Source organism: Roseateles sp. P5_E11 (assembly GCF_054049355.1).
Genome location: NZ_JBFUMO010000763.1, coordinates 1 through 2,245, shown reverse-complemented (window position 1 = coordinate 2,245; position 2,245 = coordinate 1). Strand labels below are relative to the sequence as shown.

General features: G+C 67.9%; 2 protein-coding genes. Both read left to right on the top strand.

The window, feature by feature from the left end; translation table 11 throughout:
• Positions 1–1,202: potassium-transporting ATPase subunit KdpA (gene kdpA / locus ACXJKR_RS30260; protein ID WP_457325997.1), on the top strand; the 1,202-nt coding region annotated here is incomplete at its 5' end.
• Positions 1,199–2,245, top strand: a 1,047-nt coding sequence (locus ACXJKR_RS30255; protein ID WP_457325996.1) for an HAD-IC family P-type ATPase, incomplete at its 3' end; no start/stop codon positions are given. The genes kdpA and ACXJKR_RS30255, both read left to right, overlap by 4 nt.

Sequence of the window (2,245 nt, the reverse complement as noted above, 5' to 3'; positions counted from 1 at the left end):
AGCCTTATCAGGACGTCACGACCATTGAGGCTCAGACATGGCAGGAGCCCAAGCTCGACGAAGCCGGCCAGCCGCTGAAGGGCGCCGACGGTCAGCCCGTCATGGAAGACAAGCACGGCCAGAGCCAGAGCATTGCTCTCGGTCCGGTCGCTTCGCAGCTCGCCATCAAGATGCTGGGCACCAACGGCGGTGGCTTCTTCAACGCCAACTCGGCCCACCCCTTCGAGAACCCGACCGCGGCGACCAATGCGCTGCAGATGCTGTCCATCTTCCTGATCCCGGCGGCGCTGTGCTTCGTGCTGGGCCGCCAGGTTGGCGACATGCGCCAGGGTTGGGCGCTGCTGGGGGCGATGACGGCGATGTTCGTTGTCGCCGTCGTCATCGCCACGTCGGCCGAGCAGGCCGGCAACCCGCATCTCGCCGCGCTGGGTGTCGACTCGGCCCAGACGGCCACGCAGTCGGGCGGCAACATGGAGGGCAAGGAAGTGCGCTTCGGCATAGCCGCCTCTTCGCTGTTCGCCGTCATCACGACGGCCGCCAGCTGCGGCGCCGTCAACGCCATGCACGACAGCTTCACGCCGCTGGGCGGGGCCGTGCCCATGGTACTGATGCAGCTCGGCGAGGTCGTCTTCGGCGGCGTCGGCGCGGGTCTGTACGGCATGCTGGTGTTCGCCATCCTGGCCGTCTTCGTCGCCGGGTTGATGATTGGCCGCACGCCTGAATACCTCGGCAAGAAGATCGAGGCGCACGAGATGAAGATGGTCTCGCTGGCCATCCTGCTGACGCCATTGGCGGTGCTCATCGGCACGGCCGTCGCCGTGATCTTGGAGCCCGGCAAGGCCGGCATCGCGGCGCCTGGCGCGCATGGCTTCAGCGAGGTGCTGTACGCGCTCTCGTCCGCCGGCAACAACAACGGCAGCGCCTTCGCCGGCCTGTCGGCCAACACGCCTTTCTACAACGGGCTGCTGGCCCTGGTGATGTGGATAGGCCGCTTCGGCGTCATCGTGCCGGTGCTGGCCATGGCCGGCTCGCTGGCGGGTAAGAAGCGGCTGGCGGCGGGCGAGGGCACCCTGCCCACGCATGGCCCCCTCTTCGTCGTGCTGCTGATCGGCGCCGTGCTGCTGGTCGGTCTTCTGAACTATGTGCCGGCGCTGGCCCTGGGGCCCGTCGTCGAGCACCTGATCCTTTGGAGCGCTTCATGAATCGCGCTGCTGGTTTTTCCCTGCTCGACCCGGCGCTGACCCGCGCCGCCCTGGTCGAMGCCTTTCGCAAGCTGGACCCGCGCACGCAGTTGCGCAACCCGGTGATGTTCGTCGTCTACCTCGGCAGCCTGTTGACGACGGGCTTGTCCGTCGCGCAACCGAACGGCTTCGTTGTCGCGGTAACGGTCTGGTTGTGGTTCACCGTGCTGTTCGCCAACTTCGCCGAGGCTCTGGCCGAGGGCCGCAGCAAGGCGCAAGCGGCGTCGCTGCGCGGGTTGAAAAAGGAAACCTGGGCCAAGGTGACCGACGACTGGAAGCCCGGTGCGCCACGTGACACGATCAAGTGGCACCCCCGCGAGGCCGGCACGCTGCGCAAGGGCGAAGTCGTGCTGATCGAGGCCGGCGATGTCGTGCCGGCCGATGCCGAGGTCATCGACGGCGTCGCCTCGGTGGACGAGAGCGCCATCACCGGCGAGTCCGCCCCCGTCATCCGCGAGAGCGGCGGTGACTTCTCGGCGCTGACTGGCGGCACCCGCGTGCTGTCCGACTGGGTCGTGGCCCGCGTGGCCGTGAACCCAGGCGAGACCTTTGTCGACCGCATGATCGCCATGGTCGAGAACGCCAAGCGCAAGAAGACGCCCAACGAGATCGCGCTGACCATCCTGCTGGTCGCGTTGACGCTGGTCTTCCTGGGTGTCTGCACCACGCTGCTGCCGTTCTCTCAGTTCAGCGTGGCGGTGGCCGGCGCGGGCGAGCCGGTCAGCCTCGTCGTGCTGGTGGCGCTGTTGGTCTGCCTGATTCCGACCACCATCGCCGGCCTGCTGTCGGCCGTCGGTGTGGCCGGCATGAGCCGCATGCTGCAGGCCAATGTCATCGCCACCTCGGGCCGCGCTGTTGAAGCCGCGGGCGACGTCGACGTGTTGCTGCTGGACAAGACCGGCACCATCACGCTGGGCAACCGCCAGGCCGATGCGTTCTGGCCGGTAGAAGGCGCCAGCGAAGCTCAGCTCGCCGAGGTGGCGCGCCTGGCGTCGCTGGCCGAC